Source organism: Mesorhizobium sp. M2E.F.Ca.ET.219.01.1.1 (assembly GCF_004016445.2).
Taxonomy (GTDB): Bacteria; Pseudomonadota; Alphaproteobacteria; order Rhizobiales; family Rhizobiaceae; genus Mesorhizobium.
Genome location: NZ_SADT02000005.1, coordinates 481,827 through 493,816 on the forward strand (window position 1 = coordinate 481,827; position 11,990 = coordinate 493,816).

General features: G+C 64.7%; 17 protein-coding genes. 8 read left to right on the forward strand and 9 right to left on the reverse strand.

Annotation, left to right across the window (positions count from 1 at the left end):
• Positions 1–60 precede the first annotated feature (60 nt).
• Positions 61–489: a DUF6481 family protein gene (locus EN862_RS25400; RefSeq protein ID WP_042647354.1), complete on the forward strand. Its 429-nt coding sequence runs from the start codon at positions 61–63 to the stop codon at positions 487–489.
• Between the two features lie 176 nt (positions 490–665).
• Here the strand turns inward: EN862_RS25400 and sugE are convergent, their stop codons facing one another.
• Together sugE and EN862_RS37445 are read right to left on the reverse strand one after the other, a co-directional pair.
• Positions 666–980, reverse strand: a complete 315-nt coding sequence (gene sugE, locus EN862_RS25405) for a quaternary ammonium compound efflux SMR transporter SugE (RefSeq protein WP_127866254.1) — start codon at positions 978–980, stop codon at positions 666–668.
• 195 nt (positions 981–1,175) lie between these two features.
• Positions 1,176–1,301, reverse strand: a complete 126-nt coding sequence (locus EN862_RS37445) for a hypothetical protein (protein ID WP_095819016.1) — start codon at positions 1,299–1,301, stop codon at positions 1,176–1,178.
• 233 nt (positions 1,302–1,534) lie between these two features.
• Here EN862_RS37445 and EN862_RS25415 point away from each other — a divergent pair, with 233 nt between their 5' ends.
• Positions 1,535–2,494 carry a cation diffusion facilitator family transporter gene (locus EN862_RS25415; RefSeq protein ID WP_127866255.1) on the forward strand — a complete coding sequence of 320 codons (960 nt, stop codon included), beginning with the start codon at positions 1,535–1,537 and terminating at the stop codon, positions 2,492–2,494.
• Between the two features lie 36 nt (positions 2,495–2,530).
• Positions 2,531–2,935 carry a GFA family protein gene (locus EN862_RS25420; protein ID WP_127866256.1) on the forward strand — a complete coding sequence of 135 codons (405 nt, stop codon included), beginning with the start codon at positions 2,531–2,533 and terminating at the stop codon, positions 2,933–2,935.
• A 1-nt stretch (position 2,936) separates the two neighbouring features.
• Here the strand turns inward: EN862_RS25420 and EN862_RS25425 are convergent, their stop codons facing one another.
• The gene (locus tag EN862_RS25425) at positions 2,937–4,190 is read right to left on the reverse strand and encodes a DNA recombination protein RmuC (protein WP_127866257.1); all 1,254 of its coding nucleotides are present in this window, start codon (positions 4,188–4,190) and stop codon (positions 2,937–2,939) included.
• 103 nt (positions 4,191–4,293) lie between these two features.
• Here EN862_RS25425 and def point away from each other — a divergent pair, with 103 nt between their 5' ends.
• From def to truA, 4 genes are read left to right on the forward strand one after another with little or no spacing between them, the layout of a single operon-like run.
• A complete protein-coding gene (gene def, locus EN862_RS25430) occupies positions 4,294–4,824 on the forward strand; it encodes a peptide deformylase (protein ID WP_127866258.1) in 531 nt (176 codons plus the stop codon).
• Between the two features lie 57 nt (positions 4,825–4,881).
• Positions 4,882–5,817 (forward strand): methionyl-tRNA formyltransferase, encoded by a 936-nt coding sequence (gene fmt, locus EN862_RS25435; RefSeq protein ID WP_127866259.1) that lies wholly within the window; start codon positions 4,882–4,884, stop codon positions 5,815–5,817.
• The gene (locus tag EN862_RS25440; RefSeq protein ID WP_127866260.1) at positions 5,814–6,320 is read left to right on the forward strand and encodes an N-acetyltransferase; all 507 of its coding nucleotides are present in this window, start codon (positions 5,814–5,816) and stop codon (positions 6,318–6,320) included. Before fmt ends, EN862_RS25440 begins: the two co-directional genes overlap by 4 nt.
• 24 nt (positions 6,321–6,344) lie before the next feature.
• The gene (gene truA / locus EN862_RS25445; protein ID WP_127866261.1) at positions 6,345–7,100 is read left to right on the forward strand and encodes a tRNA pseudouridine(38-40) synthase TruA; all 756 of its coding nucleotides are present in this window, start codon (positions 6,345–6,347) and stop codon (positions 7,098–7,100) included.
• 94 nt (positions 7,101–7,194) lie between these two features.
• On the opposite strand, the gene EN862_RS25450 is transcribed toward truA, so the two are convergent.
• The 4 genes from EN862_RS25450 to dapE all read right to left on the reverse strand — a co-directional run bounded on the left by EN862_RS25450 (position 7,195) and on the right by dapE (position 9,599).
• Positions 7,195–7,431, reverse strand: coding sequence for a type II toxin-antitoxin system RelE/ParE family toxin (locus tag EN862_RS25450; protein WP_245518553.1), 237 nt, complete (start codon positions 7,429–7,431; stop codon positions 7,195–7,197).
• Positions 7,428–7,709: a type II toxin-antitoxin system ParD family antitoxin gene (locus EN862_RS25455; RefSeq protein ID WP_127866262.1), complete on the reverse strand. Its 282-nt coding sequence runs from the start codon at positions 7,707–7,709 to the stop codon at positions 7,428–7,430. The genes EN862_RS25450 and EN862_RS25455 overlap by 4 nt, the downstream gene beginning before the upstream one ends.
• An 82-nt stretch (positions 7,710–7,791) precedes the next feature.
• Entirely contained in the window at positions 7,792–8,397 is a 606-nt protein-coding gene (locus EN862_RS25460) for a transporter (RefSeq protein WP_127866349.1), read from the reverse strand.
• Between the two features lie 2 nt (positions 8,398–8,399).
• Positions 8,400–9,599, reverse strand: a complete 1,200-nt coding sequence (gene dapE, locus EN862_RS25465; RefSeq protein ID WP_127866263.1) for a succinyl-diaminopimelate desuccinylase — start codon at positions 9,597–9,599, stop codon at positions 8,400–8,402.
• A gap of 116 nt (positions 9,600–9,715) precedes the next feature.
• Here dapE and EN862_RS25470 point away from each other — a divergent pair, with 116 nt between their 5' ends.
• The gene (locus tag EN862_RS25470) at positions 9,716–10,750 is read left to right on the forward strand and encodes a 2-dehydropantoate 2-reductase (RefSeq protein WP_127866264.1); all 1,035 of its coding nucleotides are present in this window, start codon (positions 9,716–9,718) and stop codon (positions 10,748–10,750) included.
• Between the two features lie 76 nt (positions 10,751–10,826).
• On the opposite strand, the gene EN862_RS25475 is transcribed toward EN862_RS25470, so the two are convergent.
• Together EN862_RS25475 and EN862_RS25480 are read right to left on the reverse strand one after the other, a co-directional pair.
• Positions 10,827–11,528, reverse strand: a complete 702-nt coding sequence (locus EN862_RS25475) for a hypothetical protein (protein ID WP_127866265.1) — start codon at positions 11,526–11,528, stop codon at positions 10,827–10,829.
• A gap of 7 nt (positions 11,529–11,535) precedes the next feature.
• Positions 11,536–11,907 carry a DUF805 domain-containing protein gene (locus EN862_RS25480; RefSeq protein ID WP_189401445.1) on the reverse strand — a complete coding sequence of 124 codons (372 nt, stop codon included), beginning with the start codon at positions 11,905–11,907 and terminating at the stop codon, positions 11,536–11,538.
• Positions 11,908–11,990 lie beyond the last annotated feature (83 nt).

Consider the following 11,990-nt stretch of genomic DNA (forward strand, 5'->3'; position numbering starts at 1 on the left):
CTTGAACTCGGCGCTTTCACGCGTATGTAAGCGTCGCGAATAGACTGCAGGGAAGTACACTTGGCTATCTACAGGGAAAAAGACATTTTCGAGCGGCGCAATGCCGCGAACGAGGCAAAGAAGGCGCTGCTCGCGCGCTTCAAGGCAAAGCCGGCGGCGGATGATCCCGCTGTGCTGGCGCGCCAGGCCGAACGCAAGGCGATCCTCGAGGCCCGCGCCATCCGCGAAGCGGAGAAGGCAAGGCTGAAGCAGGAAAAGCTGGCTCGCGAAGCGGCCGAGAAGGCCGAACGCGAAGCCGCCGCCGAAGCGGCGCGTATCGCCGCCGAAGAGGCCGCTGCCGCCGAGGCCAAAATCCGCGAGGCCGAGGAAGCAGAGCGCATCGCGCTCGAGCTTGCCGACGAGGCCGCGCGCAAGGCCAAGCGTGACGCACGCTACGCCGCCCGCAAGGCACGCGTCGGCAGGACGCCTCCGGGCTTCTCCGCCCGCTAGAGCAATTCCAGGAAAAGTGCGTAGCGGTTTTCCGTCCGGAATTGCGCAAGAACCAAAAAGCTTAGAGCGGGTCGGCGATTCTGTGAATCGCTGAACCGCTCTGAGTCCGGGTTTGATGAAAATGATTCAGGGTCGCCAAAAGCGGCTCTGAACGCGTTTGTGCGGTCGGGTCTAATTTAGGCTACCAGCTTCAGCCCGACGATGCCGCAGACGATCAGGCCGATGCAGGCCAGCCGGACGACTGTCGCAGGTTCGCCGAGCAGCCAGATGCCGAGCAGCGCCGTGCCGACGGTGCCGATGCCGGTCCATACGGCATAGGCCGTGCCGACAGGCAGCTCCTTCAGCGCCAGGCCGAGCAGGCCGAGGCTGACGATCATCGAGGCGATGGTGAGAAGGGTCGGCAGCGGCCTGGAGAAGCCGTCGGTGTATTTGAGGCCGATCGCCCAGCCGATCTCGAACAGGCCGGCGAAGAAAAGAAAGATCCAGGACATCGAAAACGCTCCGTCATTCCAGCATCGCCTGAGATGCTTGGTGGCGGGTCGTCCCGGCCGGCTTTTCGGGGAAGCGAGGTCGTCCTCGCCCCTTGATATGGGAGTGCCCTGTCTCTCGATCAACAAAACACCGGCAGCATTGTCATGCCGCCGGTTCAGATTCTGCAGAGAGCCGGATCGACCGAATTCGGCCGCTTACTTTTCCTTGATGCGCATCGCCTTGACCGGCGGCGCCTTCGGAGCCGGGGCCGCGGCGGGCTTCTTGGCGTCCTTCTTCGGCTTGCGGGCTTCCTTGCCTGCCTTCATCGCGCCTTTTGCCATGATTCGCTCCTCCGATTGTGGACGCGCAAGTGAAACAAGAGAAATGCCGGACCGCAAGAGGCGGCGCCGCGCTTGCGAAGCCGTGCGGCCGGATGTCAACCGATTTTCCCTGCGCCGCGCTCCTTCGCGGAGCGCTTCAGCCGGCTTGAACCTCGGCCCGGCTGGCGCATTGTCTGTGGAGCTGTGGCGTGCGGCCCGCTAAGCTCGATGCATCGCAGAGAGGTCAAAGGCCAATGGCAGGGCATGCCGGCTCGAAAAGGGTCATCTACGCCGCGCTCGCCGGCAACCTGGCGATCGCGGCGACCAAATTCGCGGCCGCGTTCTTCACCGGTTCGTCAGCCATGTTGTCGGAAGGCGTGCATTCGCTGGTCGACACGGGTAACGGCACGCTGCTCCTCTACGGCATGCGTCGCGCCGCGCGGCCGCCCGACCGCACGCATCCGCTCGGCTATGGGCGCGAACTCTATTTCTGGAGTTTCATCGTCGCGCTTCTGGTGTTCGCGCTCGGTTCCGGCATTTCCTTCTATGAGGGCATCATCCACATCATGGCGCCCGAACCTGTCGTCAACGCCAGGGTCAATTACATCGTGCTTGGCCTGTCCTTCCTGTTCGAGGGCAGCTCCTGGCTGGTGGCGCTGAGGGAATTCCGCCAGCAGAAGGGCAAGCAGGGCTGGCTGCAGGCCGTGCAATCGAGCAAGGATCCGAGCGTCTACACCGTGTTGTTCGAGGACAGCGCCGCATTGCTCGGCCTTGTCGTTGCCTTTACAGGCATCCTATCTGCGCAACTTCTGGAAATGCCCGAGCTGGACGGTGTCGGCTCGATCGGCATCGCCATCATCCTCGACGCCACGGCGATTTTCCTGGCGCGCGAGAGCAAGGGCCTGCTGCTGGGCGAACCTGCGTCGCCTGAGGTTCAGCGCAAGGTTTTGGCGATCGCCCAGCAGGATCCGGCCGTGCAGCGCGCGAACGGCATTCTGAGCGTCCATATCGGACCGGAAGAGATCGTCGCGGGGTTGAGCATCGAATTCGAGGATCACCTCATCGCGCCCGAGATCGAAGCCTGCGTCGAGCGCCTGGAAGCAAGACTGAAAAAGGAAATGCCGCAAATCTCCAGGCTCTTCGTCAAGCCGCAAACCACTGGCACATGGGAGCAGCGGCGCAAGGCTATCGCCGGGGCCTCGGAGGAGAATTAGGGTCAACACAACAGCGAACTTTTGAGGAGAATGCTGATGAAAATTGACGGTGGCTGCCATTGTGGCGCGATCACCTATGAGGCGGAGGTCGATCCGGAAAAGACCTCGATCTGCCACTGTACCGACTGCCAGCAGCTGACCGGGACGGCTTTTCGCGTCACCGTGCCGGCGTCGGAAAGCGACTACAGGGTCACTCGGGGCGCGCCGAAAGTCTATATCAAGACTGGATCGAGCGGCGCCAAACGGGCGCAAGGTTTCTGCGGCGATTGCGGCTCGCACCTCTATGCAACCTCGGTCGGCGACGGACCCAAAATCTATGGCATCAGGGTCGGCACAGCGCGCCAGCGGGAGGACCTTGTTCCGAGAAGACAGGTCTGGCACCGCTCGGCGTTGCACTGGCTGCCGGAATTCGAAGGCATGACGACTCTCGAGGAGCAGTAGGCTACTCATCGCCCTCGACGACCCGCAGCCTGAGCTGTCCCGTCTTTGAATCGGCCACCCGCGCGCCGGCTTCCGCCTTAGCGGGACCGCCGCGCGGCGTCTCGGTCTCGCCCTCGGCGAACTCCAGCGCCTCGATCTTCTGGCCGCGCTTGGTGACCTTCGACGTCGAGACCAGAATGTCGTCGATGTCCTTGGCCGCCTGGCCGAAATGCGTCTGCAACCGGCGCACCCGCTCGTCGACCCTGGCCACATCCTCCATCAGCCGGATGACCTCGCCCTGGATCAAATGCGCCTGCTCGCGCATGCGGGCGTCCTTGAGGATCGCCTGGATCACCTGGATCGACAGCATCAGCAGCGACGGCGAGACGATGACGACGCGGGCGCGGTGCGCCTTCTGCACCACCGCTTCGAAATTCTCGTGGATTTCCGCGAACACCGATTCCGAGGGCACGAACATGAAGGCGGTGTCCTGCGTCTCGCCCTGGATCAGGTATTTTTCGGCGATATCGCGGATATGCACCTCGATGTCGCGCCGAAAAGCCTGCGCCGCCACCTTCTGCATGTCGGCGCCTTCGGCGGCGCGGATGGCGTTCCAGGCTTCCAGTGGGAATTTCGCGTCGATGGCGAGCATCGGCGCGCCGTTCGGCATCCGCACCAGGCAGTCGGGCCGGCTGCCATTGCTGAGGCTGGCCTGGAATTCATAGGCGCCGTGCGGCAGCCCGTCGGCAACGATCGCTTCCATCCGCGACTGGCCGAAGGCGCCGCGCGTCTGCTTGTTGGAGAGGATCGCCTGCAGCTGCACGACCTGACCGGCCAGGGACTGGATGTTGCCTTGCGCGGTGTCGATCACCGCCAGCCGCTCCTGCAGCTTGGCCAGGCTTTCATGCGTCGACTTGGTCTGCTCGGCCATGGTCTGGCCGATGCGGCCGGTCATGGCGTCGAGTCGCTGCCCGAGCGATTGCGTGAGCTCCGCCTGCCTGGCGCCGAACACGTCGGCGATCGCGCCCATGCGCCCCTGCATCTCGGCCTGCGCCTGCATGATGTCGGCCATCCGCGCCTCGGCGTCGCGGGCATGGTCGGCCGCTTCCGCCGCGGCAACCGCGCGCGCCTTGGCCGCGCGCCACAGGGCGATGACGAGCGCGGCGAACAGCACGACGAACAGGACGGCGACGATACCAACCGCCTGGCCGAGCGTGATCGTGGTGGCGCCGAGCCGCGCGACCGGTTGCGAAAGGATGGAGGTCATGTCGTTCATGGACGCAGCATAACCGATTCGCATCGCCGGCACAGATCAAAACGTGAACAGGGAAAAGCTGCCCCCGTTGACGCCTCGAAAGCGAAGTCTTAGGTGAGACGCCATGTCGATCAAGCCGCTCATCATCCTTCCCGATCCCGTCCTGCGCCAGGTTTCCAAGCCGGTGGAGCGCGTCGACGCCAACTTGCGCCAGCTCGCCGACGACATGCTGGAGACCATGTATGACGCGCCGGGCATCGGCCTTGCCGCGATCCAGATCGGCGAGCCGCGGCGGCTGCTGGTGATCGATCTCGCCAAGGAAGGTGAGCCGCCGGAACCGCATGTTTTCATCAATCCCGAAGTGCTCGAGAGTTCCGACCAGCGTTCCGTCTATGAGGAAGGCTGCCTGTCGATCCCCGACTATTATGCCGAGGTCGAGCGCCCGGCCTCCGTGCGGGTGAAATATCTCGACCGCGACGGCAAATTGCAGGAGATGCAGGCCGAGGGGCTGATGGCCACCTGCCTGCAGCACGAGATCGACCATCTCAACGGCGTGCTGTTCATCGACCACATCTCGAAGCTGAAGCGCGACATGGTGGTGCGCAAGTTCAAGAAGCTCGCCAAGGACAAGGCGCCGGGCAAGATGGTGGGCTAGGGGCCGTTTCGGCCGCGCGAGCACCTGAGCCTACCGCAAACAGGATCGCAGGACCTCATGCCGCTTCGCGTCATCTTTATGGGCACGCCGGATTTTTCCGTGCCGACCTTGCGCGCCATCGCCGAGGCCGGCCACGAGATCGCGGCCGTCTACACCCAGCCGCCGCGTGCCGCCGGCCGCCGTGGGCTGGAATTGACGCCCTCGCCGGTGCAGCGCGAGGCCGAGCGGCTGGGGCTCGAAGTGCGCACGCCGACATCGCTGAAGGGTGAGGCGGAGCAGGCGGCTTTCGCTGCCCTGCAGGCCGATGTCGCCGTCGTCGTCGCCTACGGGTTGCTGCTGCCGAAAGCCATTCTGGACGCGCCGAGGCTGGGTTGCCTCAACGGCCATGCCTCGCTTTTGCCACGCTGGCGTGGTGCTGCTCCCATCCAGCGTGCCATCATGGCCGGCGATGCCGAAACCGGCATGATGGTCATGAAGATGGAAGAGGGTCTGGATACCGGGCCGGTGGCAATGGTTGAAAAAGTCGCCATCGCACCCGATATGACGGCCGGCGAATTGCATGACCGCCTGATGGCTCAGGGCGCTTCGCTGATGGTCGAGGCGCTCGCGCAGTTGGGGATAAATTGTCTGACATTTACCCCGCAGGCGACGGAAGGGGTGACCTACGCCCGAAAGATCGATAAATCGGAGACACGCGTAGACTGGACGCGGCCTTCTGGCGAAGTCCACAATCACATTCGCGGCCTCTCGCCCTTCCCGGGCGCGTGGTGCGAGGTCGAAATTGGCGGCCGCATGGAGCGGCTGAAACTGCTTCGCTCGACGCTCTCGGATGGCGTCGGCGAGTCGGGAGGAATTCTCGATGACCGGCTGACGGTCGCCTGCGGGGCAGGCGCGGTCAGGCTGGTCGAAGTTCAACGGGCGGGCGGAAAGCCTGCCGCCGCGCAGGAGTTTCTGCGCGGAGCCAAGATCGAAAAAGGAACGAAACTCACATGAGCATGATGTCGATACGCGCGGCGACGCCGCGGGATCGCGAGGCCATCCGCCTCGTCGAAGAGCATGCCTTTGGCCAGCAGGCGGAAGCCGGCCTGGTCGATGCCCTGGTCACCGGCGGCGACGCCGTCGTCGAGCTGGTTGCCGAGGAAGACGGCCAGGTCGTCGGCCACATCCTGTTTTCCAGGCTTTACGTGCAGAATGGCGGCAAGCGCTTCGCGGCCGTCGCGCTGGCGCCGCTAGCGGTCGAACCGTCGTTTCATGGCACCGGCATCGGCGGCGCGCTGATCCGCGAAGCGCATGTGCGGCTCAAGGAAGCCGGCGAGACGCTTGCCGTGGTCCTGGGCGATCCGACCTATTACGGTCGTTTTGGTTACGCCCATGACCGCGCCGCAAAGTTCGAGAGCGAGTATCAGGGCGAAGCGCTGCAGGCTTTGGCCTGGGGCGACGCGCCGGAGACCGGCAGACTGGTCTACGCTACCGCTTTCACAGCGCTCGCCGCCTAGGCGAGCGCCGACCAACCGCAGAACATGCCGCGTTTTCGGCTCGATATCGAATATGACGGCAGCCAGTTCGCCGGCTGGCAGCATCAGGCCGATCAGCCCTCGGTGCAGCAGGCGATCGAGCAGGCGATCGAAAAGTTCTGCGGTGAAGACGTAAGAATACGTGCCGCCGGCCGCACCGATGCCGGCGTGCACGCCACAGCGCAGGTGGCGCATGTCGATCTTGCCAGGGACTGGCCTGGCGACAAGGTGCGCGACGCGGTGAATGCCCATCTGCAGGCGGCCGGCGCGCGCGTAGTCATCCTCAAGGCGGGCGTCGTCGCCGACGACTTCGACGCGCGCTTTTCCGCCACCGGCCGCCGCTATCTCTATCGCATCCTCAACCGTCGCGCCCCGGCGGCGCTGGAAAAGGGCAAGGCCTGGTGGGTTCCGAAGCGGCTCGACGCCGAGGCCATGCACGAAGCTGCCAAGGTGCTGCTTGGCAAGCACGACTTCACCACCTTCCGCTCCACTCAGTGCCAGGCCGAAAGCCCGGTCCGCACGCTTGACCGCCTCGACGTCAGCCGCAATGGCGATTTCATCGAGGTGCGGACCTCGGCACGCTCCTTCCTGCACAACCAGGTCCGCTCGATGGTCGGCTCGCTGCGGCGCGTCGGCGACGGTTCCTGGGGCGCCGCCGATCTCAAAGCGGCGCTTGAAGCGCGCGACCGCGCCGCCTGCGGCCAGGTGGCGCCGCCGGACGGGCTGTTTCTTGTCGGGGTGGATTATCCGGAAGACGTCTGAGACTGGCGCCGATCAGCCGGCGTCGTCCCGGCGAGTTCGTCCGACCAGTTCGCTCCGCCGTAGAACAAGGCGCAAAATCACGACCCGCTCAGGCTCAACGATGAAAGCGACGGCGATCCGGTATTTCAAAACCGACGACACGAAGGCCCGGCCGCAGGTCATCGCGGCGCGTGCCACGTTCGGAGCCATGCTCGAGACCCTCGCAGAACGCCCGTATTCGACGATCATAGCCGTCCGCTGTGATGGGGCTGCTGGCTTCAGCAACAATGGTGTAGATGCGGTCGAGATCGTCGCTGGCATCAAGCGAGTAGCCGACGTCTCGGCGCTTCACGGTTTCTTCTGCGAATGGATCTCGTGGCGCTTGCACGCCCGCTCGGCCATTTCCGCAGGCGAAATGACTTTATCAGGGTTTGTCGTCAACGCATCATAGGTCGGTGCGACTTCCTCGCGGAGCCAACGTTCCACTGCGGCGTCCCGTTCCTGGAGGGCGCGAAGCCCCGCGCGGATGACTTCGCTGCTGGTCGCATAGGTGCCCGAGCGGACGAGTTGATCGATGAAGGCGGCTTGCTCCGCCGGCAGGCTGAAGGTGCGTTTTTCGGTGGCGGACATAGCTTCTCTCCACGAGGAGAACGGTATGAAACTATCATACCACTTTGCCCATGAATTGAAAGACTTTGTCAATCGGTCAGGATCAGCCCGTCGTGCTGTCCGGTATGTCGATGCCGAGCAGAGCCTGGAGGCCGAACAGGACGAGCAGCGAGGCGATGAACATGCCGACAAAGACGGCGGTGCCCACGGCGGCGCCCTTGCCGATCGACGCGTTGGTCATGCGCCAGGTCAGCAGCGCCGACAGCGCGAACAGGAACAGCGAGACAAGGCTGCTGACCTCGCTGGTTGAGGGCAGGAACAGCCTGAGCAGCGCCGAGGGCAGCATCAGCCAGGCGATGATCGCCGACGCCCAGTTGGAGGCAACGACATAGTGGACGAAGCGGCCGCCGATGCCGGCGCGCGGCGCGACCAGCGCCAGCGCCACCAGCGGCAGCACCCAGGAGCCGATATCTACGGTCGCCAGTCGGATCAGCATGCCGAGGCGCCCGGCGAAGGCCTCCGGATCGCCGATCTCGTTGGCAATCCCGACCCAGCCGACGATCAGCGCCGGCGCGGCCACGACGATGGCGAAGAAGGAGTTCCAGAAACCGTCCGCCGAAAGGTCGAGCAGGCGCAGCCCGTCAGCCTTGCCGAACATCAGCCGCCAGGCGCCGGCCAGCGAAGAGTAGGTTTCGTCCGCCGATAGCATGGTCACGAAAGGCCTTTTGCGAACCAGTCTTCGATGAAGCGTTCGTAGATCCGCGTCAGCGTCTCGAGGTCGGCAAGCGCGACGCGCTCGTCCACCATATGCATGGTCTTGCCGACCAGCCCGAACTCGACCACCGGGCAGTAATCCTTGATGAAGCGCGCGTCCGACGTGCCGCCGGAGGTGGAGAGCGCCGGCGTCTTGCCGACCACCGCCTTGACCGAGCTGCTCAGCGTATCGATCAGCCTGTCGTCGCGGGTGAGGAAGACATGGCTCGGCCGGTCGCGCCAGACAAGCTCGTAGTCGACCGGCGTCTTCTTGCCCGGCCGGTACTTCTTGCGCCCCGCCGCCTGGTCGAGCCGGTTGTGGATCTCGGCCTGTATCGTTTCGGCGTCCCATGTGTCGTTGAAGCGGATGTTGAACGTCGCCGTCGCCTTGGCCGGGATGACATTGGTCGCCGGATTGCCAACGTCGATCGACGTCACTTCGAGATTGGTCGGCTGGAAATCCTTGGTTCCCTTGTCGAACACGGGATGGAGCAGCGCGTCGACGAGGCTCATCAGCCCGCGCACCGGGTTATCGGCAAGCTGCGGATAGGCGGCATGGCCCTGGCGTCCGTTCACGGTCACGCTGCCAGACAGCGAGCCGCGTCGCCCGATCTTGATCATGTCGCCCAGCGCATCCGGATTGGTCGGCTCGCCGACGATCGAGGCGTCCCATTTCTCGCCCTTGGCCGCCGCCCAGCCGAGCAGCTTGGTGGTGCCGTTGATCGCCGGTCCTTCCTCGTCGCCGGTGATGAGCAGCGAGACCGAGCCTTTCGGGCCGCCGTTTTTCTCCACGTGGCGCGCCACCGCGGCGATGAAGCAGGCGATGCCGCCCTTCATGTCGACGGCGCCGCGGCCATACATCTCGCCTTTGGCGATTTCGGCGGCGAAGGGGGGATGCGTCCATGCCGATTCGTCGCCCACCGGCACGACATCGGTATGGCCGGCAAACATCAGATGGGGGCCATTGCCCGAGCGCCGCGCATAGAGGTTCTCGATGTCCGGCGTGCCGTCCTCCGAGAAGACCGGACGCTCGACCGAGAAACCGAGCGGCTTCAGCATCTGTTCCAGTGCGGCAAGCGCCCCACCTTCGGCGGGCGTCACGGAAGGGCAGCGGATCAGGGCGGCAAGATTCGCGGCGGGATCGGTCGGCAGTGTCATGGGCAAAGCGATAGTCGAAAGCGTTTGTCGTGTCACGGTGGCAGATGATCGCCGGTCATGCCGCCGACAATATGGTTTTCATCACGTATAGTTGCGGGCCAAGCGGGGACGAATGCATGGCCAGCAAAACAAGCACCATCGCGATTGCCGGCGCCGGCAGCATCGGCTGCTATGTCGGCGGCTGCCTGGCGCTCGCCGGACGCAAGGTTGTTTTCCTCGGCCGCGGCCGCCTCGTCGAGACCACGCGCCAGGGCGGACTGCGGATCAGCGATCTTGACGGCCGCGACCGCCGCCTCGAGGCGCAAGCGATTTCAGCCACCGACGATCCGGCGATCGCGTTGCGCGAGGCGGACGTCGTCCTGGTGGCGGTGAAGAGCGGCGCGACCGGGGAAATGGCGAAGCTGATCGCCGCCCACGGGCGCCCGGATGCCGTGGTGGTCAGCCTGCAGAACGGCGTCGACAATGCGGACAGGCTGCGCGCCGCGCTCCCGGGACGGCGGGTGCTGACCGGCATGGTGATGTTCAACGTCGTCCAGTCGCCGGACGGCGAGCTGCCGTTTCGCGTTCATCGCGCCAGCCAGGGCGAGGTGATGATCGACCAGGGCGTCGATGGCCTCGCCGACCTGCTCGATGTCGACGGGCTTCCCGTCGAAGCGCGCACCGACATGAAGGCGGTGCAGTGGAGCAAACTGCTGATGAACCTCAACAATGCCCTGGTGGCGCTCTCCGACCTGCCGCTGGCGAGGCAACTGGCCGACCGGCGATGGCGCGTCATCCTGGCCGCCCAGATCGACGAGGCGCTCGCCGCGATGAAGGCGGCGGGGATCGCGCCGGCGCGCATCACCGGCCTGCCGCCGGCGCTGCTGCCGAAAGTGCTGCGGCTGCCCGACTGGCTGTTCGGCCTACTGGCGCGCCGCATGCTGGCGATCGATCCCGAAGCCCGCTCGTCGATGTGGGACGATCTCAAACGCGGCCGCCAGACCGAGATCGATGAATTGCAGGGCGCGGTCATTCGCCAGGCCAGGCAGGCCGGCATCCCGACGCCGATGAACGAACGGGTCGCGGCTCTGGTGCGTCAGGCGGAAGCGGAAAGGCGCGGCCCGCCGAAGCTGGCTGCCCAGAAGGTCAGAGCAATTCCAGGAAAAGTGTGACGCGGTTTTCCGTCAGGAATTGCGTCAAAACAGAAAGATAGAGCGGTTCGCCGTTTCCGTGAAACGGTGAAACGCTCTAGCGGCGGCCCTCGATCAGCGTGATCTTCTGCCAGATCTTGCGAGAGAGGTTGGAGCTCAGGTTCTCGATGTCGTTGACCCCGTCGATGACGACGTCGTCATTGACCGACTGCGCGAACAGCGCCGCGACCTTGCCGGCGATCGACAGCATCTCCGAGCAGTAGTCGAGATAGCGCGCAAGGTCCGCGGCGTTGGTTATGCGGGCGGGCGAGTGCGCGGTCGGCTTGAACTCGGCCGAAAGCGCTGCCGGGTCCTTAGTCAGCTGGTGCATGTCGATGACATGGATCAGCGAGCGCAGCCCGTGCAGCTGGCGGAACACCTTCTTGCGCTTGATGCGCTCCTCGGTGCGCACCAGCGCCAGCAGCCCGAGCACGGCCAGGATGACGGTGTTGATGGTCGCCTCGATGCCTTGCATCGACTGCACGGCGTCATCGGCGCCCGAGATGCGGTCGAGCGGCAGGATCGTGCCCACGAACAGGAACACCGCCACGCCGGCGATGAAGGCCGCGATGATGACGCCGCGCAGCCACCAGATCGGCGTCTCCAGTTCGCGGGCTGCCTTGGCGAGGTCCCGCGACAGCGACACCAGCTCGGCGGCGACGCCGCGCAGGCCGGCATCCGGAAAACGCTCGCCGATCCGCCCCTCCAGCCTTTCGGCCGTCTCGATGATCAGTTGCGGATCGAGCGCGCGGTAGCGCATGACGGCCTCACGGATCGGCCGGCGCGTTGGTGCGCCTGCCGTAACGATTCGGTCCGGGATCGCTGCGGAAACAGGAGAGGACGATGAGCAGGATGGGACCGATGATGAGCGAGATTAGCGCAAAATAGGTCGGCTTGCCGAAATCATGGAAGCGTTTTGCCGTCACCGCGAAGGTGGCCCAGGCCGAGATCAGCAGCACGCCCCAGCATATCATGGCCCAGTTCTGACTGGCGGTGGTGTTCAGCTCCACTCGCGCGAACTGGTAGAACGGGAAAAACTGGACGAGCACCAGCAAAACCCCGGCCAGCGCATAGGCGACCGGGCTCAGCCGCCCCGAAAGGCTGAAGAACAGCCAGAAGAATTGCGATTTTTCAGACAATCGCGTCCGCTCCGTCAAAGCATGTCTCCCGAAAGTGGGAACCGGTTTCGGGACAAAGACATGCGCAAGATCAAAAACCTAAA

What these genes read in the sequence shown, in the direction of transcription:
- dapE (WP_127866263.1), bottom strand. Translation starts at nt 9,599, where the DNA reads ATGACACTGCCGACCGATCCCGCCGCGAATCTTGCCGCCCTGATCCGC.
- EN862_RS25425 (WP_127866257.1), bottom strand. Translation starts at nt 4,190, where the DNA reads ATGAACGACATGACCTCCATCCTTTCGCAACCGGTCGCGCGGCTCGGC.
- EN862_RS25475 (WP_127866265.1), bottom strand. Translation starts at nt 11,528, where the DNA reads ATGCGCTACCGCGCGCTCGATCCGCAACTGATCATCGAGACGGCCGAA.
- EN862_RS25440 (WP_127866260.1), top strand. Translation starts at nt 5,814, where the DNA reads ATGAGCATGATGTCGATACGCGCGGCGACGCCGCGGGATCGCGAGGCC.
- truA (WP_127866261.1), top strand. Translation starts at nt 6,345, where the DNA reads ATGCCGCGTTTTCGGCTCGATATCGAATATGACGGCAGCCAGTTCGCC.
- EN862_RS25415 (WP_127866255.1), top strand. Translation starts at nt 1,535, where the DNA reads ATGGCAGGGCATGCCGGCTCGAAAAGGGTCATCTACGCCGCGCTCGCC.
- fmt (WP_127866259.1), top strand. Translation starts at nt 4,882, where the DNA reads ATGCCGCTTCGCGTCATCTTTATGGGCACGCCGGATTTTTCCGTGCCG.
- EN862_RS25455 (WP_127866262.1), bottom strand. Translation starts at nt 7,709, where the DNA reads ATGTCCGCCACCGAAAAACGCACCTTCAGCCTGCCGGCGGAGCAAGCC.
- def (WP_127866258.1), top strand. Translation starts at nt 4,294, where the DNA reads ATGTCGATCAAGCCGCTCATCATCCTTCCCGATCCCGTCCTGCGCCAG.
- EN862_RS25420 (WP_127866256.1), top strand. Translation starts at nt 2,531, where the DNA reads ATGAAAATTGACGGTGGCTGCCATTGTGGCGCGATCACCTATGAGGCG.
- sugE (WP_127866254.1), bottom strand. Translation starts at nt 980, where the DNA reads ATGTCCTGGATCTTTCTTTTCTTCGCCGGCCTGTTCGAGATCGGCTGG.
- EN862_RS37445 (WP_095819016.1), bottom strand. Translation starts at nt 1,301, where the DNA reads ATGGCAAAAGGCGCGATGAAGGCAGGCAAGGAAGCCCGCAAGCCGAAG.
- EN862_RS25460 (WP_127866349.1), bottom strand. Translation starts at nt 8,397, where the DNA reads ATGCTATCGGCGGACGAAACCTACTCTTCGCTGGCCGGCGCCTGGCGG.
- EN862_RS25470 (WP_127866264.1), top strand. Translation starts at nt 9,716, where the DNA reads ATGGCCAGCAAAACAAGCACCATCGCGATTGCCGGCGCCGGCAGCATC.